Annotated in this window: 27 protein-coding genes; 17 read left to right on the forward strand and 10 right to left on the reverse strand. The window is 69.4% G+C overall.

Annotated features, from left to right (window positions below; all coding sequences use genetic code 11):
- Window positions 1-79 precede the first annotated feature (79 nt).
- The 5 genes from GGR16_RS11470 to GGR16_RS11490 form a co-directional block, all read right to left on the reverse strand.
- Window positions 80-862, reverse strand: coding sequence for a MetQ/NlpA family ABC transporter substrate-binding protein (locus tag GGR16_RS11470; protein ID WP_019400214.1), 783 nt, complete (start codon window positions 860-862; stop codon window positions 80-82).
- A gap of 40 nt (window positions 863-902) precedes the next feature.
- Window positions 903-1,568 carry a methionine ABC transporter permease gene (locus GGR16_RS11475; protein WP_019400215.1) on the reverse strand — a complete coding sequence of 222 codons (666 nt, stop codon included), beginning with the start codon at window positions 1,566-1,568 and terminating at the stop codon, window positions 903-905.
- Window positions 1,558-2,670 (reverse strand): methionine ABC transporter ATP-binding protein, encoded by a 1,113-nt coding sequence (locus GGR16_RS11480; protein ID WP_019400216.1) that lies wholly within the window; start codon window positions 2,668-2,670, stop codon window positions 1,558-1,560. Before GGR16_RS11480 ends, GGR16_RS11475 begins: the two co-directional genes overlap by 11 nt.
- A gap of 35 nt (window positions 2,671-2,705) precedes the next feature.
- Window positions 2,706-2,918, reverse strand: coding sequence for a hypothetical protein (locus GGR16_RS11485; RefSeq protein ID WP_019400217.1), 213 nt, complete (start codon window positions 2,916-2,918; stop codon window positions 2,706-2,708).
- 102 nt (window positions 2,919-3,020) lie between these two features.
- Window positions 3,021-3,827 (reverse strand): MetQ/NlpA family ABC transporter substrate-binding protein, encoded by an 807-nt coding sequence (locus tag GGR16_RS11490; protein ID WP_183316669.1) that lies wholly within the window; start codon window positions 3,825-3,827, stop codon window positions 3,021-3,023.
- 517 nt (window positions 3,828-4,344) lie between these two features.
- Between GGR16_RS11490 and GGR16_RS11495 the strand changes: the two genes are divergently transcribed.
- The 8 genes from GGR16_RS11495 (at window position 4,345) to cysN (ending at window position 12,245) form a co-directional block, all read left to right on the forward strand.
- On the forward strand, window positions 4,345-4,527 hold the full coding sequence (locus GGR16_RS11495; RefSeq protein WP_019400219.1) for a hypothetical protein: 183 nt from the start codon (window positions 4,345-4,347) through the stop codon (window positions 4,525-4,527).
- An 85-nt stretch (window positions 4,528-4,612) separates the two neighbouring features.
- On the forward strand, window positions 4,613-6,043 hold the full coding sequence (cysG, locus tag GGR16_RS11500) for a siroheme synthase CysG (RefSeq protein ID WP_183316670.1): 1,431 nt from the start codon (window positions 4,613-4,615) through the stop codon (window positions 6,041-6,043).
- Between the two features lie 11 nt (window positions 6,044-6,054).
- A complete protein-coding gene (locus GGR16_RS11505; RefSeq protein WP_183316671.1) occupies window positions 6,055-6,384 on the forward strand; it encodes a DUF2849 domain-containing protein in 330 nt (109 codons plus the stop codon).
- Window positions 6,385-6,412: 28 nt separating this feature from the next.
- Complete coding sequence (locus GGR16_RS11510) at window positions 6,413-8,074, forward strand: nitrite/sulfite reductase (protein WP_183316672.1); 1,662 nt, start codon at window positions 6,413-6,415, stop codon at window positions 8,072-8,074.
- Window positions 8,061-8,813, forward strand: coding sequence for a phosphoadenylyl-sulfate reductase (locus tag GGR16_RS11515; protein WP_019400223.1), 753 nt, complete (start codon window positions 8,061-8,063; stop codon window positions 8,811-8,813). The genes GGR16_RS11510 and GGR16_RS11515 overlap by 14 nt, the downstream gene beginning before the upstream one ends.
- Entirely contained in the window at window positions 8,813-9,337 is a 525-nt protein-coding gene (locus GGR16_RS11520) for a DUF934 domain-containing protein (protein WP_183316673.1), read from the forward strand. The genes GGR16_RS11515 and GGR16_RS11520 overlap by 1 nt, the downstream gene beginning before the upstream one ends.
- 23 nt (window positions 9,338-9,360) lie before the next feature.
- Complete coding sequence (gene cysD / locus GGR16_RS11525) at window positions 9,361-10,326, forward strand: sulfate adenylyltransferase subunit CysD (RefSeq protein WP_183316674.1); 966 nt, start codon at window positions 9,361-9,363, stop codon at window positions 10,324-10,326.
- On the forward strand, window positions 10,326-12,245 hold the full coding sequence (cysN, locus tag GGR16_RS11530) for a sulfate adenylyltransferase subunit CysN (protein WP_183316675.1): 1,920 nt from the start codon (window positions 10,326-10,328) through the stop codon (window positions 12,243-12,245). The genes cysD and cysN overlap by 1 nt, the downstream gene beginning before the upstream one ends.
- A 25-nt stretch (window positions 12,246-12,270) precedes the next feature.
- On the opposite strand, the gene GGR16_RS11535 is transcribed toward cysN, so the two are convergent.
- The 3 genes from GGR16_RS11535 to GGR16_RS11545 form a co-directional block, all read right to left on the reverse strand.
- Window positions 12,271-13,437 (reverse strand): coiled-coil domain-containing protein, encoded by a 1,167-nt coding sequence (locus GGR16_RS11535; protein WP_183316676.1) that lies wholly within the window; start codon window positions 13,435-13,437, stop codon window positions 12,271-12,273.
- Window positions 13,438-13,562: 125 nt separating this feature from the next.
- Window positions 13,563-14,153, reverse strand: a complete 591-nt coding sequence (locus GGR16_RS11540) for a DUF1134 domain-containing protein (protein ID WP_019400228.1) — start codon at window positions 14,151-14,153, stop codon at window positions 13,563-13,565.
- A 207-nt stretch (window positions 14,154-14,360) separates the two neighbouring features.
- On the reverse strand, window positions 14,361-15,212 hold the full coding sequence (locus tag GGR16_RS11545) for a 3'(2'),5'-bisphosphate nucleotidase CysQ family protein (protein WP_183316677.1): 852 nt from the start codon (window positions 15,210-15,212) through the stop codon (window positions 14,361-14,363).
- Window positions 15,213-15,405: 193 nt separating this feature from the next.
- Between GGR16_RS11545 and chpT the strand changes: the two genes are divergently transcribed.
- From chpT to GGR16_RS11575, 6 genes are all read left to right on the forward strand, one after another.
- Window positions 15,406-16,053 carry a histidine phosphotransferase ChpT gene (chpT, locus tag GGR16_RS11550; protein ID WP_019401591.1) on the forward strand — a complete coding sequence of 216 codons (648 nt, stop codon included), beginning with the start codon at window positions 15,406-15,408 and terminating at the stop codon, window positions 16,051-16,053.
- A 135-nt stretch (window positions 16,054-16,188) separates the two neighbouring features.
- The gene (locus GGR16_RS11555; protein WP_183316678.1) at window positions 16,189-18,741 is read left to right on the forward strand and encodes a hybrid sensor histidine kinase/response regulator; all 2,553 of its coding nucleotides are present in this window, start codon (window positions 16,189-16,191) and stop codon (window positions 18,739-18,741) included.
- Window positions 18,738-19,223, forward strand: coding sequence for a chemotaxis protein CheW (locus GGR16_RS11560; protein WP_183316679.1), 486 nt, complete (start codon window positions 18,738-18,740; stop codon window positions 19,221-19,223). Before GGR16_RS11555 ends, GGR16_RS11560 begins: the two co-directional genes overlap by 4 nt.
- A 61-nt stretch (window positions 19,224-19,284) precedes the next feature.
- Window positions 19,285-19,650, forward strand: a complete 366-nt coding sequence (locus GGR16_RS11565; RefSeq protein ID WP_019401588.1) for a response regulator — start codon at window positions 19,285-19,287, stop codon at window positions 19,648-19,650.
- An 82-nt stretch (window positions 19,651-19,732) separates the two neighbouring features.
- The gene (gene cheB / locus GGR16_RS11570; RefSeq protein ID WP_183316680.1) at window positions 19,733-20,770 is read left to right on the forward strand and encodes a chemotaxis-specific protein-glutamate methyltransferase CheB; all 1,038 of its coding nucleotides are present in this window, start codon (window positions 19,733-19,735) and stop codon (window positions 20,768-20,770) included.
- The gene (locus GGR16_RS11575; RefSeq protein ID WP_019401586.1) at window positions 20,763-21,593 is read left to right on the forward strand and encodes a CheR family methyltransferase; all 831 of its coding nucleotides are present in this window, start codon (window positions 20,763-20,765) and stop codon (window positions 21,591-21,593) included. The genes cheB and GGR16_RS11575 overlap by 8 nt, the downstream gene beginning before the upstream one ends.
- 120 nt (window positions 21,594-21,713) lie before the next feature.
- Here GGR16_RS11575 and ctrA read toward each other — a convergent pair whose 3' ends face one another.
- Entirely contained in the window at window positions 21,714-22,415 is a 702-nt protein-coding gene (gene ctrA, locus GGR16_RS11580; RefSeq protein WP_019401585.1) for a response regulator transcription factor CtrA, read from the reverse strand.
- Window positions 22,416-23,027: 612 nt separating this feature from the next.
- Between ctrA and GGR16_RS11585 the strand changes: the two genes are divergently transcribed.
- A complete protein-coding gene (locus GGR16_RS11585; protein ID WP_019401584.1) occupies window positions 23,028-23,396 on the forward strand; it encodes a hypothetical protein in 369 nt (122 codons plus the stop codon).
- Window positions 23,397-23,409: 13 nt separating this feature from the next.
- Here the strand turns inward: GGR16_RS11585 and GGR16_RS11590 are convergent, their stop codons facing one another.
- Complete coding sequence (locus tag GGR16_RS11590; protein WP_183316681.1) at window positions 23,410-24,009, reverse strand: GNAT family N-acetyltransferase; 600 nt, start codon at window positions 24,007-24,009, stop codon at window positions 23,410-23,412.
- A 231-nt stretch (window positions 24,010-24,240) separates the two neighbouring features.
- Here GGR16_RS11590 and GGR16_RS11595 point away from each other — a divergent pair, with 231 nt between their 5' ends.
- Both GGR16_RS11595 and GGR16_RS11600 read left to right on the forward strand, forming a co-directional pair.
- A complete protein-coding gene (locus tag GGR16_RS11595) occupies window positions 24,241-25,242 on the forward strand; it encodes a lysylphosphatidylglycerol synthase domain-containing protein (protein WP_183316682.1) in 1,002 nt (333 codons plus the stop codon).
- On the forward strand, window positions 25,242-26,078 hold the full coding sequence (locus tag GGR16_RS11600; RefSeq protein ID WP_183316683.1) for a class I SAM-dependent methyltransferase: 837 nt from the start codon (window positions 25,242-25,244) through the stop codon (window positions 26,076-26,078). The genes GGR16_RS11595 and GGR16_RS11600 overlap by 1 nt, the downstream gene beginning before the upstream one ends.
- The last annotated feature ends 2 nt before the right edge of the window (window positions 26,079-26,080 follow it).

Genomic DNA, 26,080 nt, shown 5'->3' on the forward strand with positions numbered 1-26,080 from the left:
CGCCTGCGCCTTCGAGGGCGCCAGACAAAAAAGCCCCGGCCAGGGGCCGGGGCAAGGCTCGGGAGGAAAAGACAGGCGCTTACCAGCTCGGCAGGACGGCGCCCTTGAAGGTCTCCTCGACGAAGGTCTTCACCTCCGGCGAGTGATAGGATTCGAGCAGCGTCTTCACCCAGGGCTTGTCCTTGTCGGCGCTGCGCACGGCGATCAGGTTGACGTAGGGACCCTTGGCGTCCTCGCGCAGGATGGCATCCTGCGGCGTGAGGCCGGCCGAGACGGCATAGTTCGTGTTGACCGCCGCGGCGGCGACGTCGTCCAGCGAGCGCGGCGTCTGGGCGGCGTCGACCTCAAGGAACTTCAGCTTCTTCGGATTCTCGACGATGTCGGCGACGGTGGGCTTGAAGCCGACGCCGTCCTTCAGCTTGATGACGCCCTTGTCCTGCAGGAGGAGGAGCGAGCGCCCGCCGTTCGTCGGGTCGTTCTGGATGGCGATGGTGGCGCCGTCCGGCACCTCGTCCCACGACTTGTGCTTCTTCGAGTAGATGCCGAGCGGGAAGTTCACCGTGAGGCCGACGCTCTCGATCTTGAAGCCGCGGTCGGCCACCTGGTTGTCGAGATAGGGCTGGTTCTGGAACGAGTTGGCCTGCAGCTCGCCGGCGTCGAGCGCGGTGTTCGGCACGACATAGTCCGAGAACTCGATGATCTCGATGTCGAGGCCCTTCTTGGCGGCGACGGGCTTCACCGCCTCGAGGATCTGGGCGTGCGGGCCGGGCGTCACGCCGATCTTGATCGTCTCCGCCTGGGCGGAGGCCGCGCCGAGGCCGATGGCGGCGGCAAGGGCGGCGGTGAGAATGCGGATGGACATAAGGAATAACCCCCAGTGGTGTGGAACTGCGGAAACGAGATCAGGCGTGGCGCAGGCGCTTGTTGAGCCTGAGCGCCAGGCGATCACCGAGGCTCTGCACGCCCTGCACGAGGACGATGAGCACGATGACGACGGCCGCCATCACCTCGGGCATGAAGCGCTGGTAACCGTAGCGGATGCCGAGGTCGCCCAGCCCGCCGCCGCCGACGACGCCGACGATGGCCGAGTAGCCGATGAGGCTGACGATGGCGAGGGTGAGGCCCAGCACGATGCCGGGCAGCGCCTCGGGCACGAGCACCTTGGCGACGATCTGCAGGGGCGAGGCGCCCATGGCGCGAGCCGCCTCGATAAGCCCTTGGTCGACCTCCCGCACCGCCGCCTCGATCAGGCGGGCGATGAAGGGCGTCGCCGCCACCGTCAGCGGCACGATGGCCGCCGTGGTGCCGATCGACGTGCCGGCGACGAGGCGCGTGAAGGGAATGATGGCGACGACGAGGATGATGAAGGGCGTCGAGCGCGTGGCATTGACGATGAAGCCGAGCGCCCCGTTGAGCCACGGCGCCGACAATAGCTCGCCGCGGCGGCTCGTGGCGAGGAAGACGCCGAGCGGCAGGCCGAAAAGCGTGCCGAGCGCCGTCGCGACGAGCACCATATAGAGCGTGTCGGCGGTCGCCTGCAGGATGAGACGGGCGATTTCAGGCGACATGGCCGAGCACCTCCGTATCGAGATCGCGCTCCTTGAGGAAGGCGAGCGCCTTGTCGAGCGACGTGCCGTCGTTCGGCAGCCCGACGATGAGCGTGCCGAACGGACGGCCGGCGATGGAATCGACCGCGCCGCCGAGGATGTTGACGTCGATGCCGAGCTCGCGCGTCACCTGCGACAGCACGGGATGGGTGGCGAAGGGGCCGCGGAAGACGATGCGCACGACCACCTGTCCGCCGGGGATCGGCTCGGCCTGGATCTGGTCGGCGACGAAGGCCGGCAACTCGCGTCCGGATTCGGCGGCGAGGAAGCTCCGCGTCGTCTCGTGCTGCGGCCGGGTGAACAGGTCGAAGACGTCGCCCTGCTCGACGATGCGGCCGGCATCGAGCACCGCGACGCGCTGCGCGATCGCGCGGATCACCGCCATCTCGTGGGTGATGAGCAGGATGGTGAGGCCGAGCTCGCGGTTGATGGTGCCGAGGAGGTCGAGGATCGAGCGCGTCGTCTCGGGATCGAGCGCGGAGGTCGCCTCGTCGGACAGGAGCACCTTGGGCTGCGTGGCGAGCGCGCGGGCGATGCCGACGCGCTGCTTCTGCCCGCCGGAGAGCTCGGCCGGATAGCGCCCGCGCTTGTCGGCGAGGCCGACGAGATCGAGCAGCGGCGTGACCCGCGCCTTGATCGTCGCGGCGTCGGTGCCCGCGATCTCGAGCGGCAGGGCGACGTTGTCGAAGACCGTGCGCGACGACAGGAGGTTGAAGTGCTGGAACACCATCCCGATCGAGCGGCGCACGGAGCGCAGCGCGCCCTCGCCGAGCCCGGCAACGTCCGTGCCGTCGACGATGACGCGCCCGGCGGTGGGCTTCTCGAGCCCGTTGACGAGGCGGATCAGCGTCGACTTGCCGGCGCCGGAGCGGCCGATGACGCCGACGACGGAGCTGCGCGGCACGGCAAGGTCGATGCCGGCGAGCGCATGCACGGCGGCCGAACTCTTGCGCGCCGGGAAGGACTTGGCGACCCCCTCGAAGCGGATGATGGCATCCTCCGCCTCGTCGCTCGCGGGGATCGCCGCGTCGGCGGCGATGGGGGAATGGGCGTTCACGGTCATTCTCTTTTCCGGGGGCGTGCGGTGGCCTTGCGGCCTTATGCCGTCATTCGGCCGCGGGCGCGAGCCCCCCGTTGATCATCCTTCAGCGCGAGACGGGCGGCGCGCTGGGCCGTCCACGGGTCGGCGAAGATGCGGCCTTCGAGCGGCTCGTAGGCGCGCGCCGTGGCGTGGAAGCGGAACCGCTCCCCCTCGCGCGCCAGGATGCCGGCCGCCTCGCCGCCCACCTCGATGATGTAGGCGTGGAACATGGCGTTCTCCCGGGGCGTGGTGCATGCGAGCGGCGGGACCGCAGCCCCTCTCCCAACGTTGCGCGGAGAGGGACGGTCCGGCTCGGCGAGGATCGCCCGGCCTCACCAGGCCGGCAGCACCGCGCCCTTGAAGCGCTCGGTGAGGAAGTCGGCCACCTCCTTGGACTGGTAGGCGGCGACCAGCTTGGCGACGAAGGGCTTGTCCTTGTCGGCGGCGCGCACGGCGACGAAGTTGCCGTAAGGATTGTCCGTGCGGCTCTCCTGCACCAGCGCGTCGTCGGTGGGGTTCAAGCCGGCGCCGAGCGCGTAGTTGGTGTTGATGACCGCGCCGTCGAGGTCCGGCAGCTGCTTCGGCAGGAGGGCGGCGTCGGTCTCGACGAAGCTCACCTTCTTCGGGTTCTCGGCGATGTCGAGCGGCGTCGCCGTCAGGCCCGTGCCGTCCTTGAGCTTGATGAGGCCGTTGCCGGCGAGGAGGTGCAGCGCACGGCCGCCGTTGCTCGGATCGTTGGGGATGCCGATCTTGGCGCCCTCGGGCAGGGCGGCGAATTCCTTGTGCTTTGCGGAATAGAAGCCGATCGGCTCGACGATGGTGTAGCCGGCCGGCACGATCTTGTAGCCGCGGGCGGCGATCTGCGCATCGAGATAAGGCTTGTGCTGGAAGGCGTTGGCGTCGATGTCGCCGCGGTCGAGCGCCTCGTTGGGCAGCGTGTAGTCCGAGAAGGCGATGATCTCGATGGTCAGGCCGTCCTTGGCCGCGACCTTGCTGGCGACCTCCGCGATCTCCTCCTCGTCGCCGCCGATGACGCCGAGCTTGATGGTCTCGGCGGCGGCGAGGGCTGTGGAGCCAAGGAGGAGGCCGGCTGCGACGAGCGCCCCGAAGGCGCGGCGGTCGAGAGCGAAACGGGTCATGATTGTCCTCGTGCGTTGTCCGTGCCGGTCTCGCCAAAGCCGGCGAGGCACCCGAAATGTCACGGATGAGCGGATCGGCTGAGAAGGCGCGATTCCGGCTGATGAAAGAAGGGTAGTGTCAGAAAACGGCCGCACCGGGCCGGCTGCGGAAGGGTCCGTCAGCCCATCATGGAGCGACAACACATTCGCCGGCAGGGCCGGTGTGTCGCTTCGTCATGGAACTTCGCCAGGGGCGTCATCGTCATCTCCGATCCTCGAGCCACGAAGACCGTTCGTGGCGCTTTAGCGTTTGGTGACGCGGCGCAAGCTGCATGGGTCAAATCACCGCGGTGCGACCGCACGGGCGGCCGGCACGGGGCGCACTATCGGTCTGGCCGATCGGCCTGTCAATCGAAAAATTCCGCTAAACCGGACGATTTGTGCCTTTCTAAGAAACATACCACTTATAATTTCAGTGAAATTATCCTATTCACGAGAGACGGAAAGAATTGTACGATCGAACAAATATCGGATTGGGATGTGGAATATCGTGCTCTCGCCCGAACAGCTCTCGCTGCTCCGTCATGCGGCCATCGTCCTGGGCGCCTGGCTCGCCTTCCTGCTGCTGGCCTATTGGGCGCCGCGGCCGGGTGGCGATGGTCATGCTGCCATGGGCCTGGGTCCGGCGGCTGCAGCCCAGGCCATCTCGCAACGAGATTAATAACATATCAGTTTTGTATTTTTAATCCAATTATCACGTGGTACTGTGTTTAAAGATCAAATTCACGCAACTTGACGGTGAATTCGTGAGCGGCCTGCGCTATTTTCCGATCTCCTATGATGTCGGCGACCGGCTGGTCGTGATTGTCGGCGGCGGAGACGAGGCTTTCGCCAAGCTGCGGCTGCTCGGACGGTCGCAGGCGCGGCTGCGGCTCGTCGCGCCGGCGCTGGAACCGGCCCTTGCCGCGTTCGTTGAAACGAACGGCATCGATCACCGCGCCCGCGATCTCGCCGCCGAAGATCTCGCCGAGGCGGCGCTCGTCTTCATCGGCACGGGAGACGAGGGCGAGGACGCCCGGCTCGCCGCCCACGCCCGCGCCGCCGGCGTGCCGGTCAACGTGGTCGACCGGCCGCATCTGTCGGATTTCGCCGTGCCGGCCATCGTCGATCGGGCCCCCGTCGCCGTCGCCATCTCGACGGACGGGCTTGCCCCCGTCCTCGCCCAGCGCATCCGCGCCGCCGTGGAGGCGATGCTGGCGCCGGAATTCGGCCGGCTCGGCGAGCTCGCCCGCTCCCTGCGCACCGCCGTGACGGCGGCCATTCCCACCAACAGCGCGCGCCTCAGGTTCTGGAACCGCCTGTTCGACGGCCCGGCCGGGCGGCTCGCGCTCGCCGGCGACCTCGGCGGGGCACGCCGGGCCGCCCTCACGGCCCTGTCCGCCAGCGCCGGGGAAGACGGCGTCGTCTGGCTCATCGGCGCCGGCCCCGGCTCCGCCGATCTCCTGACCCTCCGGGCGCAGCGCCTGCTGCTCGAGGCCGACGTCATCGTCCATGACGGGCTCGTGCCGCAGGAGGTGGTCGATATGGGCCGCCGCGATGCCGAGCGCATCGCCGTCGGCAAGGCCAAGGGGCGCCATTCCATTTCACAGTCGGAGATCGATGGCCTCATCGTGCGCCTCGCCCGCCAGGGCAAGCGGGTAGCGCGCCTCAAGGCGGGCGATCCGCTCGTCTTCGGCCGGGCCGGCGAGGAGCTCGCCGCGCTCAGAGCCGCCGGCATCCGCGCCGAGGTGGTGCCCGGCGTCACCGCCGCGCTCGCGGCCGCCGCCGATGCGCAGGCCTCGCTTACGCTGCGCGGCGTCGCCTCTTCGCTCACCTTCGCCACCGGCCACGGCGCCGAGGGCGGCGAGCCGGCCGGCTGGCCGGCCATCGCCGCTGCCGGCGGCACCGTCGCCGTCTACATGGGGCGCACGGTGGCTGAGGAGACGCAGGCGCGTTTCCTCGCCGCCGGCGTCGCGCCGGACACGCCGGTCGTCGCCGTGGAGAACGCCGGGCGGGTGACGCGCCGGCTGCTCGCCGGCATGCTCGCCGACCTGCCGGCGCTGTCGGCGCGGGCCGACGTTGACGGCCCCGTCCTCATTCTCGTCGGCCCCGCGCTCGCCCAGGGCGATCTTGAGGCGGCCGAACCCATCGCCGAACCGATCCCCCGCAGGCAGCCGGCGCTCGCCGGCGCCGCCTGAAGGAGAGCCTGATGAAGAAGGATGCCAAGGGCGCCGGTCCCAAGGTCGTGACCGCCAATGCCCTCGACAGCGGCCTCGTCGTATTCCGCACGGCGGACGGGCGCTGGTCGACCGACATCGCCGAGGCCGAGGTGGCCGAGACGAAGGAAGCGGCGGATGCCCTGCTCGCCCTGGGCGAGGCGGACGGCGCCCGTAACCTCGTCGTCGATGTCTATCTCGTCGCCATGACCGAGGGCGACGACGGCCGGCTCGTGCCGGTGCTGCTGCGCGAGGCGATCCGCGCCGCACGGCGCCCCACCATCGTCATGCCGGGCGAAGATCCGTCCGTCATCGCCGCCTGAACCCCGCGCATCCGGAGACGACAGTCCCATGTACCGCTACGACGAATTCGACCGGCAGTTCGTGGCCGAGCGCGTGGAGGAATTCCGCGACCAGGTGGCGCGCCGCCTCTCGGGCGAGTTGACGGAAGACGAGTTCAAGCCGCTCCGGCTGATGAACGGCGTCTATCTGCAGCTGCACGCCTACATGCTGCGCATCGCCATTCCCTACGGCACGCTGAATTCCCGCAAGCTCCGGCGGCTCGCCCATATCGCGCGGCGCTACGACCGCGGCTTCGGCCATTTCACGACGCGGCAGAACCTGCAGTTCAACTGGATCAAGCTCGAAGAGGTGCCGGAGATCCTCAAGGAGCTCGCGGAGGTCGAGATGCACGCCATCCAGACCTCGGGCAACTGCATCCGCAACGTCTCGGCGGACCATTTCGCCGGCGCGGCCGCGGACGAGATCGCCGATCCGCGCGTCTATGCCGAGATCCTCCGGCAGTGGTCGTCGCTGCACCCGGAGTTCACCTTCCTGCCGCGCAAGTTCAAGATCGCCGTCGTGGCGGCGGAGGCGGACCGCGCCGCCATCCAGGTGCACGACATCGGCCTGCAGGTGAAGCGGAACGAGGCCGGCGAGACCGGCTTTGCCGTCTGGGTCGGCGGCGGCCTCGGCCGCACGCCGATGATCGGCCGCAAGGTGCGCGACTTCCTGCCCGAGGCGGAGCTGCTCAGCTATTGCGAGGCGATCCTGCGCGTCTACAACATGCACGGCCGGCGCGACAACAAGTACAAGGCGCGTCTCAAGATCCTCGTGCACGAGACGGGCGTCGACGAGATCGCGCGCGACATCGAGACCGAATACGAGGACATCCGCGCCCGCGGCGCCCTGACGATGCCGCAGGAGGAGATCGCCCGCATCCGCGCCTATTTCGCGCCGCCGGCCTTCGCGGAACTGTCCGCGCGCTCGTCCGCCTTCGAGGCGGCGAAGGCCGACAGCCGCAGCTTCGCCCGTTTCGTCGAGCGCAACGTGGCCCCGCACAGGGTGCCGGGCTACGGCATCGTCACCATTTCGCTGAAGGCCATCGGTGCCCCGCCCGGGGATGCGACGGCGGAGCAGATGGAGCTGATCGCCGACCTCGCCGAGCGCTACAGCTTCGACGAGGTGCGTGTCAGCCACGAGCAGAACCTCGTGCTGCCGCATGTCAGGCTCGACGACATCCCGGCCGTCCATGCGGCGCTCGCCGAGGCCGACCTCGCGACGCCGAACGCCGGGCTCGTCACCGACATCATCGCCTGCCCCGGGCTCGACTACTGCGCGCTGGCGAACGCCCGCTCCATCCCGGTGGCGCAGCGCATCGCCGAGCGCTTCGCCGACATCGAGCGGCAGAAGCAGATCGGCGACCTCAAGATCAAGATCTCCGGCTGCATCAACGCCTGCGGCCACCACCACGTCGGCCACATCGGCATCCTCGGCGTCGACCGCAAGGGCGAGGAGTTCTACCAGATCACGCTCGGCGGCTCGGGCGACGAGACCTGCTCGATCGGCGAGATCGTCGGCAAGGGCTTCTCGTCGGAGGAGGTCGTCGGCGCGGTGGAAACCATCGTCGAGACCTATCTCAGGCTGCGCGAGGGACCGCAGGAGACCTTCCTCGCCGCCTTCCGCCGGCTCGGCGAGACCCCGTTCCGGGAGGCGCTCTATGCCGACGCTTGAGGAGCTGGCGCCCGGCAGTGCCCCGCCCGCGCTCGCCGCGCGGGCGAGCGAGCTCGAGGCCGCCCATGGCGACCTCGGCGCGCTCGCCATCATGCGCCTCGCCATCCGCAAGCTCTTCCCGGAGCGCATCACGCTCGTGTCGAGCTTCGGCGCCGAATCGGCTGTGCTGCTGCACATGGCGGCGACCATCGACCGCGACCTGCCGGTGACCTTCGTCGATACCGGCCGGCTGTTCCCGGAGACGCTCGCCTACCGCGACGAACTCGTCGATCTCCTCGGCCTCACCGACGTGCGCACCGTCGGGCCCGATGCGGCCGCGATGGAGCGGCTCGACCCCTATGGCGCCATGTTCGCCATCGACGCGGACGAGTGCTGCCGGCTGCGCAAGGTCGAGCCCCTGGCGCGCGCGATCGCGCCGTTCGAGGCCTGGATCACGGGCCGCAAGCGCTACCAGGCCGCGACGCGCACGGCGATGCCGGTCTTCGAGGCCGATGCGACGCATATCAAGGTCACGCCGCTCGCCGCCTGGGGCATGGAGGAGGTGCGCGCCTATCTCCGGGCGCACGACCTGCCGGTCCATCCGCTCGTCGGCCGCGGCTATCCTTCCATCGGCTGCGCGCCCTGCACCACGCCGGTCGCCGCGGGGGAGGACCCGCGCGCCGGGCGCTGGCGCGGCTCGGCCAAGATCGAATGCGGCATCCACGTCTCCAAGGCGGGTGTCGAGAGGAGGAGCGCCTGATGGCCCTCTACAGGAACGGTTCCTTCGTCGCGGACGATCCCTGGCGCATCCTCGGCGCGGACGAGGCCCTGCCGGCCGAGGGGCCGGTGGCGCTGCCCAAGGCGCGCTTCATCGCCGAACGTGACGGGCTCGCCGGGCGCAATGCGCCGCTCGGCGTCGTCATCGAGGCGGGGGAGGGGCTCGACGGGCTGGAGGACGACATCGACCGCCTGTCGCTCGTCGTCCTGACCTTCCCGAAATACACCGACGGGCGCAACTACTCGACGGCGCGCATCCTGCGCGAGCGCTTCGGCTATCGCGGCGAGTTGCGCGCCACCGGCAACGTGCTGCGCGACCAGCTGCGCTTCATGCTGCGCTGCGGCTTCGATGCGCTCGAGATCACGCACGAAGGCACGATCGCGGCGCTCAGTGACGGCCGCATCAATCTCGTCTCCCTGCATTACCAGCCCGCGAGCCGCGACGAGGCCGCCCCGCCGGTCGCCGGCGGGCATCCCTGGCGCCGCAGCTCCGCCGGCCGGCTCTGATTTCGCGAAAGACGTCAACGACCATGTATCGCTCCGACGCCGCCGCTCTCTCCGTCCTCGAACCGGCCCGGGCCGAGGCGCCCCGCCTTGGCCTCACGCCGCATCTTGCCCGCCTCGAGGCGGAGGCAATCCACATCATGCGGGAGGTGGCGGCCGAGTTCCGCAACCCGGTGATGCTCTATTCGATCGGCAAGGACTCGTCGGTGATGCTGCACATCGCCCGCAAGGCCTTCTTCCCGGGCAAGCCGCCGTTCCCGCTGATGCATGTCGACACGACGTGGAAGTTCCGCGAGATGATCGCCTTCCGCGACCAGACGGCGCGCGAGCTCGGCTGGGAGCTGATCGTTCATGTCAATCCGGAGGGCAAGGCGCGCGGCATCGATCCGTTCCGCTCCGGCTCGTCCCTGCACACCCAGGTGATGAAGACGGAAAGCCTGAAGCAGGCGCTCGACAAGTACGGCTTCGACGCCGCCTTCGGCGGGGCGCGCCGCGACGAGGAGAAGAGCCGCGCCAAGGAGCGCATCTTCTCCCACCGCAACGCCCAGCACGGCTGGGAGCCGCGCAGCCAGCGGCCGGAGCTGTGGAACCTCTTCAACACCCGCATCAACCCGGGCGAATCGATGCGCGTCTTCCCGCTCTCCAACTGGACCGAGCGGGACGTGTGGCACTACATCCTCGCCGAGAACATTCCCGTCGTGCCGCTCTATTTCGCCAAGGAGCGGCCGGTGGTGGAACGCGACGGCGCGCTCATCATGGTCGACGACGAGCGCATGCCGCTCAACCCCGGCGAGAAGCCGGAGCTGCGCAAGGTCCGCTTCCGCACGCTCGGCTGCTATCCGCTGACCGGCGCCGTCGAATCCGATGCCGAGACGCTGGAGGCGATCGTCGACGAGCTGATGGCCTCGCGCGCGTCGGAACGGCAGGGTCGCGTCATCGACCGGGACGACAAGGCCTCCATGGAGCGCAAGAAGCGCGAGGGGTATTTCTGATGAACGCCGTCGCAACGCTCGCCCGCCCCGCGCCCTTGCCGGCTGCGCCCGCGCGCGGCCTCCTGCGCTTCCTCACCTGCGGCTCGGTGGACGACGGCAAGTCGACGCTGATCGGGCGGCTGCTGCACGAGACGGGCGCCATCTTCGAGGACCAGCTCGCGGCACTTGAGAAGGATTCGCGCCGCCACGGCACGACGGGCGGCGACATCGACTTCGCGCTGCTCGTCGACGGGCTCGAGGCCGAGCGCGAGCAGGGCATCACCATCGATGTCGCCTACCGCTATTTCTCGACGCCGCGCCGCTCCTTCATCGTCGCCGATACGCCCGGCCACGAGCAGTACACGCGCAACATGGCGACCGGCGCCTCGAACGCCGAGCTCGCCATCATCCTCATCGACGCCCGCAAGGGCGTCCTGACGCAGACGAAGCGCCACAGCGTCATCGCGGCGCTCACCGGCATCCGGCACGTCATCCTCGCCGTCAACAAGATCGACCTCGTCGGCTTCGACGAGAAGCGCTTCGACGCCATCGTCGCCGACTACGCCGCCTTCGCCGGCAAGCTCGGCTTTTCGTCCATCGTGCCGATCCCGGTCTCGGCGCGCTTCGGCGACAACATCGCCGCGCCGAGCGCCAACACCCCCTGGTACGACGGCCCGACGCTCGTCGGCCATCTCGAGGAGGTGGAGGTCGAGGCGGCGCGCACGGACGGGCCGCTGCGCTTTCCCGTGCAGTGGGTCAACCGGCCGAACCTCGACTTCCGCGGCTTCTCGGGCACGCTCGCCGGCGGCGTCGTGCGCGTCGGCGACGAGGTGGTGGCCGCCTCCTCCGGCAAGACGAGCCGCGTGACGCGCATCGTCACCTTCGACGGCGACCGGGAGACGGCCCGCGCCGGCGATGCCGTGACGCTGGTGCTTGCCGACGAGATCGACGCCCCGCGCGGCGAGGTGCTGGCCGACCCGAAGGCGCGGCCGGCGGTCGCCTCCCGCCTCGCCGCCCGGCTCGTGTGGATGAGCGAGGACACGTTGGCGCCGGGCCGGTCCTATCTCATGAAGCTCGGCACGCGCACCGTGCCGGCCACCGTCCGGGCGATCCGCAACGCCATCGACGTCGAGACCTTCGACGAGCGTGAGGCGGGCAGTCTCGCCCTCAACGGCATCGGCGTCGTCGAGATCGACACCGTGACGCCGGTGGCCTTCGACCCCTATGACGAGAACCGCGCCACGGGCGCTTTCGTCCTCATCGACCGGTTCACCAACGCCACCGTCGCGGCGGGCATGGCGGTCGAGGCCCTCGGGGCCACGAACGTGCACCGCCACGGCTTCGACGTTGACCGGGCGGCACGCGCGGGTCTCAAGCACCAGCGCCCGCTTGCCGTCTGGTTCACCGGCCTGCCGGGGTCGGGCAAGTCGACCATCGCCAATCTGGTGGAGCGCAAGCTGCACGCCCTCGGCCGTCACACGACGGTGCTCGACGGGGACGACCTGCGCCAGGGGCTCAATGCCGATCTCGGCTTCGACCTTGCGAGCCGCGCCGAGAACGTGCGCCGGGCCGGCGAGGTGGCGCGGCTGATGCTGGATGCCGGCCTCGTCGTGCTCTGCGCCTTCGTCTCGCCCGTGCGGGCGGACCGGGAGCGGCTGCGCGAGCGCTTCGCGCCGGGCGAGTTCGTCGAGGTCTTCGTCGATACGCCGGCGGAGGTCTGCGCCGCGCGCGATCCCAAGGGGCTTTACGCGAAGGCGCAGGACGGCAAGATCGCGACCTTCACCGGCGTTGGCCAAGGCTACGAGCCGCCGCTGTCGCCGGACTTGCTGCTCGATGCGGCCGCGGCCGATGCGGAGGCGCTCGCGGAGCGGGTCGTCGCCTTCATCGAGCCGCGCATCACGGGCGCGAGCCTGACGGCGGAGGATTCGGCGGCGCTGTGAGCGTCGCCGGCCCGCGGGAGCGGCCTTACGCCGTCTGCCGGGCGACCGGCTTCTTCTCCTCGTCCGCCCGGTCGGGTTCCGGCTGCGGAGCCGCCATGATCGCATCGGCCAGCTGATCGATCCGCTGCAGCAGCGAGGCATCATCGCCCGCTTCGGCCGGCAGCTTGCGAATGTCGCGCTGCAGGCGGTTGAGCTCCCGCTGCAGGCGGGCACGGTCGGCGCGGGCCTGCTGCAACGCCCCTTCGAGCGACAGTTTCTCGGCGCGCATCAGTTCGACCTCCTCTTCCAGGGCGCGGGCCGTCGACCGCTCCCTCTCGTCAGTCGCCGCCGCCTCGGCCCGGAGCTTCGCGATGAGATCGCGCGCACGGGCCAGATCCGCATCGCGCTCGGCGACAACGGTCTCGCGCCGCGACGCGGCGGCCGAGGCCTCGGTCAGGCGTGCGGCATAATCGACCTCGCTCGCCTCCAGCACCTCGATGCGCGTCGCCTGCTCGCGGCGCATGTCGTCGAGCGAACGGATGCGGGCCGACAGCACCTCCTCGTGCGTGCGCGCGCTCTCCAGCAGCTTGTCGCGCTCGGCAAGGCCGGCCTGCGCGGCGACGAGATCGGCCCGCGTGGCGGCGAGCACCTGTTCGAGGTCGGCGATGCGGTCGACGTGGTTGGCGAGCTGGGTCTCGAGCCCCGCGACGGCGATGCGCTTCGTATCGATGTCGATCAGCGCGTCCTTGTGGGCCGTCTCGAGCACACGGTAGGCCTCGTCGCGGGCGCCGAGCCTGTCGGTCGTCTCCTTGAGGGCCGCCTCGAGCCGCGCCGCTTCCGCGCGCGTCGCCTCGAGCGTGGCGAGGGTTTCGGCGAGGCGGCTTTCGAGATCGGCGATGGTGGCGGCGAGGGTCGCGCCTTCGTCCTCGAGCTGCTTCAGCTCCGCCGTTCGCCGGCCGATGTCCGCGAGCGCCGACGCATGCCGGTCCCGCGCCCGTTCGAGCTGCTGCTCGAGACGGCGCAGCGCGACGGCGAATTCGGCCCGCAGATGGTCCTTCTCGGCCGTCAGCTCCGCGATCGAGAGGGGAAACTGCGCCTCAAGCCGGCGGCGGATCAGGCGCTCGGCGCGGCGGTTGACGGCGGGAAGCACGACGATCGCCAGGAGCGTGGCCGCGAGGAACCCGAGCGCGAAGATCATCAGCGCTTCGATCACGGCCCCGCTTCCCCTTCACGCCCGTTGCAGCCGGCCGGCCCCGAGCCGGCTTTTCATGAAAATGGCACGCCTTGACCGGTCTTTCCAGTCAAGGACCCGTCATTCGAATCGCTCCGGCTGAACGCTCAGAAGGGATTCCAGGTCGCCTCCGGCGTGAACTTCAGGTAGCCGAGGTTGAGGCCGAGGCGGGCGCCGACGCCGGTGCGGATCGGCACGATGGTGATGCCATTGGCGTTCAGCGCCGTCATGCCGAAGCCGGCGACCAGATAGGCCGAGCCGTTGACGCCTGCGAAGCGCTGGAACAGCGAGTTCACCGTCGGCAGGTTGTAGACGAGCATCATGGTGCGCGCGCCGTCGCCGCCGAAGTCGAAGCCGACCGAGGGGCCCTGCCAGTAAACGCGCTGGTCGCCGGCGTTGCGCGTGTAGAGCACGCCCTCGCCGTAGCGCAGGCCGCCGACGAAGGCGCCCGAGGCCTCCTGGCCGACGATGTAGCCGTTGGGCTCGCCCCAGCGGCGCACGGCCTCCTCGATCGTCAGCGCGAGCCCGCGCGAGACGTTGCCGAAGGCCTTATGGCCCGATTGGACGAGTTCCTGGGGGGAGAACGTGTCCTGCTGTGCCGGCGCGCCCTGGGCGAGGGCGACACCGGGCGCGACGAGAAGGAGCGCCGCGACGATCGTCATGGCGGCACGCCAGGCCGCTTTCCAGCTGGCTCGCATCAGCAATACTCCATGCACTAAAGCCCGCCCGCTCCCCATCATGGAACACAAATCGTTAACGAGATTGCTAAACGGAAGCGGAAAGCTGCTCATTTCCCGGAAATAACCGCCCGCGGCAGCCTACCCGGAGGCGGTGCCGCAGCGAATCGCGGCGGGACGTTCTGCGTCAAAAATGTCGGGGCGAAGGCGGGCGCAGGCGGCGCCCGCTCAGGTCCGGCCGCCGACTGCGGCGGCGAGCAGCGCCGTGTCGCGGGCGAGGGCCGGATCGCCCCAGGCGATGAACGGGCCGTTGGCGAAGCCGTCCGTCATGTCGCCATAGGTGACACGCGTGCCGTCCGGCGTCGTCACCATGCCGCCCGCCGCGCTGACCAGGGCGTCGCCCGCCGCGACGTCCCACTGCATGGTCCGCCCGAAGCGCGGATAGACGTCCGCCTCGCCCGCAGCGACGAGGCAGAACTTGAGGGCCGAGGAGGCATTGCGCCGCTCGTGCGGGGCAAGGGCGGCGAGGAAGCGGTCCGTTTCCGGATCGCCGTGGCGGGCGCTGGCGAGCGCCGTCAGCGCCTTGCGGGAGGCCGGCCGGGTGCGGATGGGCCGCAGGCTATCCCGCGCCGGCGGCGGGCCGCCGGCCGGCGCGATCGTCGCGTAGGCGGCTGCGCCGCCGATCCAGAACCGGCCGTCCGCGGGCGTGTGGATGACGCCGGCGATCGGGCGGCCCGCGACGATGGCGGCGATGTTGACCGTGAATTCCGACCCGCCGGCCACGAAATCACGCGTGCCGTCGAGCGGGTCGACGAGGAAGAAGGCCTCTTCCCGGCCGACCGGTGCCGCCGTATCGGCGCTCTCTTCCGAGATCACGCGCACCTGCGGGAAGGCGCGGGCCAGCGCGGCGGCGATGAACGCCTCCGCCGCCATATCGGCATCCGAGCAGGGGCTGCCGTCCTCCTTCGTGCGGGTGGCGAAGCCTTTGGCACGGCTTTCGAGGATCCTTGCGCCGGCGCCGTGGGCGATGGCGGCGAGGGTGATGGCGAGGGCGTCGGCGTCGGGAGAAAAGGGCGGCATCAGGGGCGCTGGGTCGTGACGGAACGAGGGCGGTTGTGCGCAAAACGGCAACGAATTGCAAGCAGCGCACCGGGTGCGATGCTCGGTGGTCTCGGGGCTTCCTGCCCCGCGCGAAGCAGTGTATCACCGAAAATCGTTCGCGCCCCGTTCCGGGGTGCATTCACCTCGCGTTAGCCCCTTCCGCGGAGCCGCCATGACCGCCGTTACGCTCGATGCGCTCGATCTCGCCGCTCTCCTGTGCAGCCGCGTGTGCCACGACGTCATCAGCCCGGTGGGGGCCATCGTCAACGGGCTCGAGGTGCTCGAGGACGAGAACGACACCTCGATGCAGGAATTCGCGCTCGACCTCATCAAGAAGAGCGCCCGGCAGGCCTCGGCCCGCCTCCAGTTCGCGCGCCTCGCCTTCGGCGCGGCCGGCTCCGCCGGGGCCTCGATCGATCTCGGCGATGCCGAGAACGTCGCCAAGGGCTTCATCCAGGACGACAAGGTCTCCCTCGTCTGGAACGTGCCGCGCCTGCTGCTGCCGAAGAACAAGGTCAAGCTGCTGCTCAACCTCATCCTTCTCGCCACGAATGCGATCCCGCGCGGCGGCTCCATCACGGTCGATGCCGAGGTGGACGGCGACGATGCGCGCTTCACCATCGCCGCCAAGGGCGTGAGCGCGCGCATTCCGACCCATGCGGAGCAGCTTCTGGCCGGCAAGGCGGAAGGCGGCAGCGTCGACGCGCATGCGATCCAGCCGTTCTACACCGGGCTCGTGGCGCGGGCGGCCGGCATGGATGCGCGCTTCTCGCTCGAGGACGACACGGTGCTGATCAAGGCCGGCCCGGTGGCTGGCTGAGCGCCTGCGCGCCATCCGTGCAGGATGGCGCGGGATTTCAACCTAACTTAAACTCTTACCCCTGACACTGCCCGTCGGATCGCAGAGGCGCGGGCGGCCATCATCGGCCGTGCGCGCGCTTTTCGGGTGTGCGTCATGGATGAACTGCTGCGCGAGTTCCTGACGGAGACGAGCGAGTATCTCGACACCGTCGACGTGGAACTCGTGCGCTTTGAGCGCAACCCGAACGACAGCGCCATCCTGCGCAACATCTTCCGCCTCGTTCACACCATCAAGGGCACCTGCGGCTTCCTCGGCCTGCCGCGGCTCGAGGCGCTCGCCCATGCCGCAGAAACGCTGATGGGGCGCTTCCGCGACGGCGAGCAGGCGGTCACGAGCCGCGACGTCACGCTGATCCTGGCCACGATCGACCGGATCAAGCACATCATCACCGAGCTCGAGCGCACGTCGGTGGAGCCGCCGGGCCGCGACGACGACCTCATCCTTCCGCTCGAACGCTCCAGCGGCGGCCCCGGGCGGCGCGGCATCGATCCCGCCATCCTGGCCGCCTTCGACGAGCCCGAGGCGCAGCCTCCCGGCGAGGAGCGACCGGCGCCGTCGCCGCAGGGCGCAGCCGCCGCCGAAGGTGCGGACGCCGCGGCCGGCACACGGCAGCAGACCATCCGCGTGGCGGTCAACACGCTCGAGCATCTGATGACGATGGTCTCGGAGCTGGTGCTGACCCGCAACCAGCTGCTCGACATCGCCCGCCGCCAGGAGGACAACACCTTCAACGTGCCGTTGCAGCGCCTGTCGCACGTGACGGCCGAGCTGCAGGAGAGCGTCATGAAGACGCGCATGCAGCCCATCGGCAGCGCCTGGCAGAAGCTGCCGCGGCTCGTGCGCGACCTCTCGTCCGAGCTCGGCAAGCCGATCGACCTCGTGATGCGCGGCGCCGATACGGAGCTCGACCGCCAGGTGCTCGAAGTCATCAAGGATCCGCTGACGCACATGGTGCGCAACGCGGCCGACCACGGGCTCGAAAGCCTTGCCGAGCGGCGGGCGCTCGGCAAGCCGGAGCGCGGCACCATCCGCCTCGGCGCCTATCACGAGGGTGGCACGATCACCATCGAGATCGCCGACGACGGGCGCGGCCTCGACCTCGCCGCCATCAGGGCCAAGGCGATCGCCCGCGGCCTTGCGCCGGCGGCCGAGGTGGAGCGCATGAGCGAGGCGCAGGTCGCCAAGTTCATCTTTCATCCCGGCTTCTCGACCGCCGAGGCGGTGACGGCCGTGTCGGGGCGCGGCGTCGGCATGGATGTAGTCAAGACCAACATCGAGCTCATCGGCGGCGTCATCGACATCCATTCCGAGCCCGGTCGCGGCACGGTCTTCACGGTGAAGATCCCGCTGACGCTCGCCATCATCGCGGCGCTCATCGTCAGCGTCGGCGACCAGCGCTTCGCCATTCCGCAGATGGCGGTGCTCGAACTGGTGCGCGTGCGCCCCGGCTCCGAGCAGCGCATCGAGACCGTCAACGGCGCGCCCGTGCTCAGGCTGCGCGAGCGGCTCCTGCCGGTGATGTCCCTCGCGCGCCTGCTCGGCCGCGCCGGGGCAAAGGAGGATGACGACGGCTTCATCGTCGTCATCCAGGTCGGGCGGCAGCGCTTCGGCCTTCTCGTCGACGCCGTCTTCCACACGGAGGAGATCGTGGTCAAGCCGATGTCGCGCAAGCTGCGGCATCTGCAGGTGTTCTCCGGCAATACCATCCTTGGCGACGGGGCCGTGGTCCTCATCATCGATCCCAACGGCGTCTCGCGCATCCTCGGCGCGCAAGGCGTCGATGCGGCGGCCTTTGCCGATGCCCTGGCGGAAATGGAGGAGGAGCGGGAAGAGGAGATCGAGGCCACGGCGCTCCTCGTCTTCCGGGCCGGCGGGCCGGGGCAGAAGGCGGTGCAGCTGTCCCTCGTCACGCGGCTCGAGGAGATCGATGCGACCCGGATCGAGTGGATCGGCGACCGCCCGTTCGTGCAGTACCGGGGCCGGCTGATGCCGCTCGTCACCGCGCACGAGCGCCTCGTGATCCGCAAGGAGGGCATGCAGCCCATCCTCGTCTTCTCCGATGCCGAACGCGCCATGGGGCTGATCGTCGACGAGATCGTCGACATCGTCGACGAGCGGCTCACCATCGACCCGGTGCCCCAGCGGCCGGACCTGGTCGGCTCGGCCGTCGTGCGCGGGCAGGCGACCGAACTCATCAACGTCGCGTATTTCCTGCCGCTCGCGCACGAGGACTGGCTGCGCCGGGCGGCGGTGCCCAACGCGCCGGTGCGCACCGTGCTGCTCGTCGACGATTCCGACTTCTTCCGCGGCATGCTGGCCCCGGTCCTCAGGGCGGCCGGCTATCGCCTGGCCCTTGCCGGCAGCGTTGACGAAGCCCTCGACGTGCTCGCCTCGCAACGCATCATCGACGTCGTGGTGAGCGACATCGAAATGCCCGGTAAGACGGGCTTCGATCTCATCGAGAGCATGCGCATCGACCAGCGCACGCGGCATCTGCCGGTGATCGCGCTGTCCTCCTACATCAGCCCGGCCATCGTCGAGCGGGCGAGACGCTACAGCGGCGTGGAATTCGTGGCGAAGTTCGACCGCGGCGGTCTTCTCGCCGCGCTCGCGGCGAGCATCGACGGCTATGGAGCGGCGGCATGAGCGCGATCGATCCCGCCATCAGCGCCAGCGCCGTCGACGACGGCATCCAATACGTCACGGTAACCGTCGGGGAGCAGCTGTTCGGCATCCCCATCGCACGGGTGCGCGACGTGTTCGTCGTCGGCGGGCTGACGCCCGTTCCGCTCGCACCGCCCGAGGTCCGGGGGCTCGTGAATCTCAGGGGCCGCGTCGTCACCGCGGTGTGCATGCGCCGGCGCCTCGGCCTACCGGCACGGGAGCGGACGGTGGGGACGGTGATGGCCGTCGGCCTGGAGCAGGGCGACGAGAGCTTCGGCCTGATCGTCGACGGGGTGGGCGAGGTGCTGCGCGTGCCGGCCGACACGCGCGAACCCAGGCCGCCCCATCTCGACGGCCGCTGGGCATCTCTCGCGTCGCACATCCACAGGCTGCACGACCGCCTTCTCGTCGTGCTCGATGTGGATGCGGTGCTTTCCTTCGATGGCGATGGAGGGGGCGGTTGATCTTTGTCCCGCGCGGCGCCATGGCCGGCTATGATCGAGCGTTGACTGGGAGTCTCGCAACATGAAGCATTGTCTTGTCGTCGATGACTCGGCGGTCATTCGCAAGGTGGCACGCCGCATCCTCGAGGCGCTCGCCTTCGAGGTGAGCGAGGCCGAGGATGGCGCCCAGGCCCTCGCCAAATGCCAGGAGGCGATGCCCGAGGCGGTGCTGCTCGACTGGAACATGCCGGTGATGGACGGCTACGAGTTCCTGAAGGCGCTGCGCCAGCTGCCCGGCGGCGACAGGCCGAAGGTCATCTTCTGCACCACCGAGAACGACGTCGCCCATATCGCCAAGGCCCTGCAGGCCGGCGCGGACGAATACATCATGAAGCCCTTCGACAAGGACATCGTGGAAGCGAAGTTCCAGGAGGTCGGGCTGGTCTGAGGCGCTGCGCGCGGGCGGCGGGAACGGCTGCGGCCGGCCCGGGTGCCGGAGCATCGGCGGGGGCGGTGTCGTGATACGGGTCATGGTCGTCGACGATTCGGCCGTTGCGCGCGCCCTTGCGCTGCGCTGGCTGAGCGAGGAGCCGGGCATCGACGTGGTGGCGGAGGCCGAGACCGGCCGCGTCGCGCTAGCGCTCGTCGCGCGCGCCGCTCCCGACGTCATCGTGCTCGATCTCGACATGCCGGACATGGACGGGCTGACGGCCCTGCCGGAACTGCTGGCGGCAAGGCCCGGCGTCGCCGTTCTCGTCGTTTCGACGCTCACGCGACGCAATGCGGAGATCTCCCTGCACTGCCTGGCGCTCGGCGCGGCGGACTACGTGCCGAAGCCCTCCTCGCGCGGGGACGCGGACGCGCTCGCCACCTTCCGGAGCGAACTCGTCGAGAAGATCCGTGCGGTTGCGGGGCGGGGCCAGAAGCCCGACATCGTCGTGCCCCCGCGCCTTGCCGCGCCCGCGGCTGCGGCCGCGAGGCCTGCCTGCCTCGTCGTCGGCGCCTCGACCGGCGGCCCGCGGGCCGTCATGCGGCTGTTCAGCCAGCTGCCGGCATCGGTGCTGCGGCGCTTGCCGGTCGTCGTGGTGCAGCACATGCCGCCGATCTTCACTGCCGTCTTCGCCGAGCATCTGGCCGCCATCGCGGGCTGCGAGGTGCGCGAGGCCGAGGACGGCGAGGCCGTGCGGCCGGGGGTGATCCACGTCGCGCCGGGCGGGCGGCACACCGGGCTCGTGCGAAGGGGGGCTGACGTTTTCCTGCATGTCCATGACGGCCCGCCGACCAACGTCTGCCGGCCGGCCGTCAACGTCCTGTTCGAGACGGCGGCCGCCGTCTACGGCCCGGCGGCGCTCGCCGTCGTGCTCACGGGCATGGGGCGGGACGGGCTCGCCGGGGCGCGCAGCCTCGCTGCCGCCGGCGCGCCCGTCATCGTGCAGGACGAGGCGACCAGCACCGTTTGGGGAATGCCGGGTGCGATCGCGCGCGAGGGGCTGGCGCGCGCCATTCTGCCGCTCGACGGCATCGCGCCGGCGATTTGCGTTTTCATGGAGGGGGGCGCCGATGACTGACGCCGATTTCGATTACCTGTGCACATTCGTCCGCGCCCGTTCCGGCCTCGCGCTGACGCCGGAGAAACGCTATCTCCTCGAAAGCCGGCTGCAGCCGCTCGGCCGCAAGCGCGGCTTCGAGACGCTGGAGGCGCTCGTAAGGGCGTTGCGGGCCGGCGATGCGGAGCTCGAGCGCGCCGTCGTCGAGGCGATGACGACCAACGAGACCTTCTTCTTCCGCGACAAGACACCCTTCGATACCTTGCGCAACGACATCCTGCCCCGGCTTCTGGAGGCGCGGGCGAGCACGCGGGCGCTGCGCATCTGGTGCGCGGCGGCCTCCACGGGCCAGGAGCCCTATTCGCTCGCCATGATGCTCGACCAGATGGGCGAGCGGCTTGCCGGCTGGCGCATCGAGATCCTGGGCACGGACCTCTCCACCCAGGCGCTGGAGCGTGCCCGCGCCGGGCTCTACAGCCAGTTCGAGGTGCAGCGCGGCCTGCCCGTCCAGCTCCTCCTGCGCTATTTCACGCAAACTGGCGACTCGTGGCAGATCGCGCCGGAGCTGCGCCAGCGCATCACCTTCCGGCCGTTCAACTTGATGCGCGACTTCTCGCCGCTCGGCACCTTCGACATCGTCTTCTGCCGCAACGTGCTGCTCTATTTCGACATGGCGATGAAGGCGGACATTCTGGCACGGATCGGGCGGCAGATCGCGCCGGACGGATGCCTGTTCCTCGGCGCGGCCGAAACCGTGATCGGCCTTGGCGACGAGGTCGAGATGCATCCCACCCTGCGCGGCGTCTACGTGCCGCGGCGGCGCGGCGCCACCCGGGCTGCGTGAACAGGGCAGCCGGCAGGGGCCATCGTCGCTGCCGGCCTCCATGATGAGAGGCGGACAAGAAAAAAGCCCCGCGATGCGGGGCTTTTCGTCGTGGCGCCTCTTGCCGGTCGGGAGGCGGCCTCAGGCGGAGATGCGCTCCTCGATCTCGCCGGGCTCGCGCAGCACGTAGCCACGGCCCCAGACGGTCTCGATGTAGTTCTTGCCGCTCGAGGCGTTGGCGAGCTTCTTGCGCAGCTTGCAGATGAACACGTCGATGATCTTGAGCTCCGGCTCGTCCATGCCGCCGTAGAGATGGTTGAGGAACATCTCCTTGGTCAGCGTGGTGCCCTTGCGCAGGGAGAGGAGCTCCAGCATCTGGTATTCCTTGCCGGTGAGGTGCACGCGGTTGCCCGCCACCTCCACCGTCTTGGTGTCCAGGTTGACCACGAGGTCGCCGGTCGTGATGACCGACTGGGCATGGCCCTTGGAGCGGCGCACGATGGCGTGGATGCGCGCGACGAGCTCGTCCTTGTGGAAGGGCTTGGTCAGGTAGTCGTCGGCGCCGAAGCCGAGGCCCTTGACCTTGTCCTCGATGCCGGCGAGGCCCGACAGGATCAGGATCGGCGTCTTGACCTTGGCGACACGCAGGCTCCGCAGCACCTCGTAGCCGGACATGTCCGGCAGGTTGAGGTCGAGGAGAATGATGTCGTAGTCGTAGAGCTTGCCGAGATCCACGCCCTCCTCGCCGAGATCGGTCGTGTAGACGTTGAAATTCTCGGATTTGAGCATCAGCTCGATGCTCTGCGCGGTGGCGCTGTCGTCTTCGATGAGCAATACGCGCATGTCAGGTCCCCAACCTCGCCCCGAGGCCCGCGCTGGCGGTGTCCCGGCTTTCCGACGCTGCCCGCGTTACGCCGCGGCGCTGGCGTCCGATCTTCCCACTCGTTCCGACTCGCGACGCTACGCCCAAATGGTTAACAAAAACTGATTCCCTCTTGCAAGAACCTCTCGCCAAAACATGTGAAAGTCGGCGTAAAAGATTGAATCGCAGTCGGTTTCCAGTTTCTACACAGTTAACGCAACGCATGAGGAAATCGGTGCAAGTGACTCATGTGACTCGCTTGCTCCGGCATGGCAGCCCGTGCCGCCGGTGGAGCAGACGTAGCCTCAGTCTTAACGACCTCGGTAAATGAAAGGTTGACGGGCGACCCCACGAACGGCGGCGTTGGATAACTCGCACGCGTCCGGGCGCTCGCGCTGGGGATCGTCCTGCTCGTCCGGGCCGGGTGCTGTTGCAGGAATGTCGCAATGGCCGCGTCATCGCCGTCGCCACGGCAGCAGATGCCTCCGGGTAAGGAAGAACTAACCTCCATCGGCGATGGTTCGACAGGTCAGCGGCCTTTTTGCGGCGGCTGTGCCCCGTCTTTGGCGGCTTGTCGAGGAGTAGTACAAGCGATGAAGTCGCGGAACACGCTTATTCGCCTGAAGCGCTTCCACGTGGAAGAGAAGCGCCGCAGGGTCCACCAGATCGAGACCATGTCGGCCGAGTTCACGCGCATGGCCGACGAGCTGGCGCGCGAGATCGCGGCCGAGGAGGCGCGGGCCGGCATCACCGATCCGGCTCATTTCGCCTATCCGACCTATGCGAAGGCGGCGGCGCAGCGGCGCGACAACCTGGTGCGCTCCGCCGAGGAACTGCGCGGGCAGCTCGACGAGGCCCGGGCCGAGCTCGACGAGGCGCTGGAGGAACTGCGCAAGGTCGAGCTGCTCGACGATCGCGAGACGGTTCGCGATTCCGCCCGCGAGGTGGTCGCCCACTGCTGACCGCGCCGGCCGCTCAGCGCGGCGGCGCGATCACCGGCACGTGCGGCGCCGCATCGGGCGGCAGGAGCCCTGCGAGACGCGGGTCGTCCATCACCTCGACGGCCCGCTTATAGGGGCGGAACCCCATCCGGACATAGAAGGGCAGGGCGCTCGGGTGGTCGAGGTGGCACGTGTGCACCATCAGCCGCCGGATCGGGCGCGACCATGCCCGTGCGAGGGCGGGCTGCATCAGCGCCCGTCCGGTGCCGCGGCCGACGGCTGATTCCACCAGGCCGCAATAGACGAGCTCGGTCTCGTCACCGCCGCGAAAGTCGAGTTCCAGCAGGCCGGCCTCTTCGCCGGCGAGCACGACGGCATAGGCCTCGACGTCCGGATCGGCGAGAATCCGGGCCACCTCCGCCGCCGGCATCGTCAGCCGGCTGGACCACAGCCACGGCCCGCCGACCGTCCTGAACAGCGCGAGATAACGGTCGACGTCGGCTGCCCCGAGCCGCCGCAGGGACAAATCGCCGCTGTCCCCCTTGCCGGTGGTCGGCGGCGCGGTCATCTCGAGGTAGGTGACCACCGTGGCGAGCTTGCCGGCAGGGATGTCGGTATAGCCGTCGCAAAGCATGGCCGGCGCTTCTCCAGATCCTGATAGGGGCCCGCGCCGTGGCCCCTGAAGCCGGCGGCGCGAGCCTTTCCCTGCCCTTGCACGAGAAGGCCGGCCGGCGTCAAGAAAGCCTTGCGGGCGGGCGCCCGGTCGGGCACAGATGCCGACAGGGATCGGCGAAGAATGCACCGGGAGTGCATCGGGGAATGCACTGAGGAAGCATTTGGCAGCGGGGGCGAAGCTCAAGGATCTATGAAGAAGAAGCTCGAGTATGTCTGGCCGGTCGTCGGCCTTGCCGCGGTCGTCTTTTCCGCCTGGCTCCTCTACCGGGAGCTGAAGGACATTTCCGCCAGCGAGGTGTTCGACAGTATCGCCGCCATCCAGTTGAAGCACTGGCTGCTCGCCGGCCTGTCCACGATCGTCGCCTATGGCGCGCTCGCCTGGTACGACCGCATCGCGCTCCTGCATCTCGGCAAGAAGCTCTCCTGGGTCGTCATCTCGCTCGTCTCCTTCACGACCTACGCGCTGTCGCACAATATCGGAGCCTCGGTGCTGTCGGGCGCCATGGTGCGCCTCAGGGCCTATGGCACGATGGGGCTCAGCCTCGCCGAGGTCGGCGTGCTCGTCGCCCTGTGCTCCTTCACCTTCGGCCTCGGCAGCGTCCTGCTCGGCGGGCTCGTGCTCGTCGGCGAGCCGGAGATCGTCAACCGGCTCGTCGAGGACGCGCCCATCTGGCTGTCGCGGCTTGCCGGCATTGCCATGCTCGCCTTCGTCGCGCTCTACGTGCTCGGGTCGTGGCGCGAGTTCAAGCCGCTGAAGATCGGCAATTTCGCCATCTACTACCCGCGCCTCAACATCACGCTGCGCCAGCTGTTCGCGGCCCCGCTCGAGCTGCTCGGCGCCGCCGGCATCATCTATTTCGCGCTGCCGGAAGCCGGCAACCCGGGCTATTTCGTCGTCCTCGGCGTCTTCCTCGCCTCCTTCTCGGCGGCGCTCATCTCGCACGCGCCCGGCGGCCTCGGGGTGCTCGAGTTCGTCTTCCTCAAGGCGATGCCGGACATGGATCCGGCGGACGTGCTCGCGGCGCTGCTCGTCTTCCGGCTGTTCTACCTGCTGATCCCGCTCGCCTTCTCGATCGTCGTCGTGGTGCTGTTCGAGCGCTCGCGCATCGCCCGCACGCTCAAGGAGCGGGTCACGGCGAAGGTCGGCACCGGCAAGGCGGGCCCGTCGCGTTCGGGAGATGGCGCCTCCTGATGCCGGCGCTGCGCACGCGCCTGCGCCGCCTCGCCTTCGGTCTCGGCACCGTCACCGGCCTTGCGCGCCGCGGCTATTTCATCCCCTACCGGCACGCCCGCGAGGCACGCTCTGCCCGCTATTCCGCGCTCGAGCCCCTCTTCGCGGCCGCCGAGCCGGCGATGGCGGCGACGCTCGCGGCGATCGACGCGGTGGCGGCGGAGCTTTCCGCCATTCCGGCCGAGGGAGCGGGGCTGCGCTGGCGGCAGATGTGGTTTCCCCGGCTCGACGCGGCGGCGGCCTATGCCATCGTGCGCCGCGAGAAGCCGGCGCGCATCGTCGAGATCGGCTCCGGCCATTCCACCCGCTTCATGGCCCGCGCGGTCGCGGACGGCGGCCTCGCGACCAGAATCACCTGCATCGATCCGGCGCCGCGCGCCGACATCGCCGCCCTTACCGTGACGCATCGGCCGGTCGTGGTCGAGGATGTGGAGGGCGACGATTTTCCGCCATTGGCGGCGGGTGACGTCCTGTTCATCGATTCGAGCCACATCGCGATGCCGGGCAACGACGTCGACCGGCTGTTCCTCGACATCCTGCCGGGGCTGCCGGCCGGCGTCCTCGTGCATGTGCACGACATCTTCCTGCCCGACGCCTATCCGCAGGCGTGGGGCTGGCGCGGCTACAACGAGCAACTGCTCGTCGCAGCCCTGTTGCAGGGCGGCGGCTACGACATCGTCTTCGCAAGCCACTACGCCGCAACGCGCCTCGAACGGGCGGTTGCGGCGAGCGCCGCAGGCGCCCTGCCGCTGGTGGACGGCGCCTTCGAGACGAGCCTGTGGCTGCGCAAGCGCTGAGC

This window comes from Chelatococcus caeni (assembly GCF_014196925.1).
GTDB lineage: Bacteria > Pseudomonadota > Alphaproteobacteria > Rhizobiales > Beijerinckiaceae > Chelatococcus_A > Chelatococcus_A caeni.

Excerpts from the sequence above, each read along its gene's own strand:
- GGR16_RS11515 (WP_019400223.1), top strand. The coding sequence starts at position 8,061 with ATGCCGACGCTTGAGGAGCTGGCGCCCGGCAGTGCCCCGCCCGCGCTC.
- cysN (WP_183316675.1), top strand. The coding sequence starts at position 10,326 with ATGAACGCCGTCGCAACGCTCGCCCGCCCCGCGCCCTTGCCGGCTGCG.
- ctrA (WP_019401585.1), bottom strand. The coding sequence starts at position 22,415 with ATGCGCGTATTGCTCATCGAAGACGACAGCGCCACCGCGCAGAGCATC.
- GGR16_RS11495 (WP_019400219.1), top strand. The coding sequence starts at position 4,345 with ATGTGGAATATCGTGCTCTCGCCCGAACAGCTCTCGCTGCTCCGTCAT.
- GGR16_RS11505 (WP_183316671.1), top strand. The coding sequence starts at position 6,055 with ATGAAGAAGGATGCCAAGGGCGCCGGTCCCAAGGTCGTGACCGCCAAT.
- GGR16_RS11520 (WP_183316673.1), top strand. The coding sequence starts at position 8,813 with ATGGCCCTCTACAGGAACGGTTCCTTCGTCGCGGACGATCCCTGGCGC.
- GGR16_RS11565 (WP_019401588.1), top strand. The coding sequence starts at position 19,285 with ATGAAGCATTGTCTTGTCGTCGATGACTCGGCGGTCATTCGCAAGGTG.
- GGR16_RS11510 (WP_183316672.1), top strand. The coding sequence starts at position 6,413 with ATGTACCGCTACGACGAATTCGACCGGCAGTTCGTGGCCGAGCGCGTG.
- GGR16_RS11595 (WP_183316682.1), top strand. The coding sequence starts at position 24,241 with ATGAAGAAGAAGCTCGAGTATGTCTGGCCGGTCGTCGGCCTTGCCGCG.
- GGR16_RS11590 (WP_183316681.1), bottom strand. The coding sequence starts at position 24,009 with ATGCTTTGCGACGGCTATACCGACATCCCTGCCGGCAAGCTCGCCACG.
- GGR16_RS11490 (WP_183316669.1), bottom strand. The coding sequence starts at position 3,827 with ATGACCCGTTTCGCTCTCGACCGCCGCGCCTTCGGGGCGCTCGTCGCA.
- GGR16_RS11600 (WP_183316683.1), top strand. The coding sequence starts at position 25,242 with ATGCCGGCGCTGCGCACGCGCCTGCGCCGCCTCGCCTTCGGTCTCGGC.
- GGR16_RS11585 (WP_019401584.1), top strand. The coding sequence starts at position 23,028 with ATGAAGTCGCGGAACACGCTTATTCGCCTGAAGCGCTTCCACGTGGAA.
- GGR16_RS11555 (WP_183316678.1), top strand. The coding sequence starts at position 16,189 with ATGGATGAACTGCTGCGCGAGTTCCTGACGGAGACGAGCGAGTATCTC.
- cheB (WP_183316680.1), top strand. The coding sequence starts at position 19,733 with ATGGTCGTCGACGATTCGGCCGTTGCGCGCGCCCTTGCGCTGCGCTGG.
- chpT (WP_019401591.1), top strand. The coding sequence starts at position 15,406 with ATGACCGCCGTTACGCTCGATGCGCTCGATCTCGCCGCTCTCCTGTGC.
- cysD (WP_183316674.1), top strand. The coding sequence starts at position 9,361 with ATGTATCGCTCCGACGCCGCCGCTCTCTCCGTCCTCGAACCGGCCCGG.
- GGR16_RS11475 (WP_019400215.1), bottom strand. The coding sequence starts at position 1,568 with ATGTCGCCTGAAATCGCCCGTCTCATCCTGCAGGCGACCGCCGACACG.
- GGR16_RS11480 (WP_019400216.1), bottom strand. The coding sequence starts at position 2,670 with ATGACCGTGAACGCCCATTCCCCCATCGCCGCCGACGCGGCGATCCCC.
- GGR16_RS11545 (WP_183316677.1), bottom strand. The coding sequence starts at position 15,212 with ATGCCGCCCTTTTCTCCCGACGCCGACGCCCTCGCCATCACCCTCGCC.
- GGR16_RS11470 (WP_019400214.1), bottom strand. The coding sequence starts at position 862 with ATGTCCATCCGCATTCTCACCGCCGCCCTTGCCGCCGCCATCGGCCTC.
- GGR16_RS11560 (WP_183316679.1), top strand. The coding sequence starts at position 18,738 with ATGAGCGCGATCGATCCCGCCATCAGCGCCAGCGCCGTCGACGACGGC.
- GGR16_RS11540 (WP_019400228.1), bottom strand. The coding sequence starts at position 14,153 with ATGCGAGCCAGCTGGAAAGCGGCCTGGCGTGCCGCCATGACGATCGTC.
- GGR16_RS11575 (WP_019401586.1), top strand. The coding sequence starts at position 20,763 with ATGACTGACGCCGATTTCGATTACCTGTGCACATTCGTCCGCGCCCGT.
- GGR16_RS11485 (WP_019400217.1), bottom strand. The coding sequence starts at position 2,918 with ATGTTCCACGCCTACATCATCGAGGTGGGCGGCGAGGCGGCCGGCATC.